At 41.1% G+C, this 309-nt stretch carries 1 pseudogene; it reads right to left on the bottom strand.

Going from position 1 to position 309, the window contains the following annotated elements:
* Positions 1-22: 22 nt before the first annotated feature.
* A pseudogene (locus ACSG5Z_RS30315) lies at positions 23-309 on the bottom strand (M23 family metallopeptidase); the annotation flags it as partial.

Genomic DNA, 309 nt, shown 5'->3' on the forward strand with positions numbered 1-309 from the left:
GTGCATAGTCTGTTGTATATTATTTCCCATTTATTTGATGGGCGATGAACACAACATTGCCATAGCTAGCTGAATAATATGATTTCACAACTATACCTGCAGCTGCCGCCTGGATTGAGACATTACCCTGAGCTGCAATATCTATACCATAATGCATTTGTTCCCAACGCATATCAAAGGTTGAGCTAATTCTTCCTTGAGTAGGGAATTTGAAAACTGCTGGAATGGAAGTAGGTTGAGCCGGTTGAGCTTGTGATTGCATTTGATTTTGCACCACATAATGTTTTGCCACGTATCCGTATCCTGTGC

The organism is Bacillus pretiosus (assembly GCF_051294775.1).
GTDB lineage: Bacteria > Bacillota > Bacilli > Bacillales > Bacillaceae_G > Bacillus_A > Bacillus_A wiedmannii.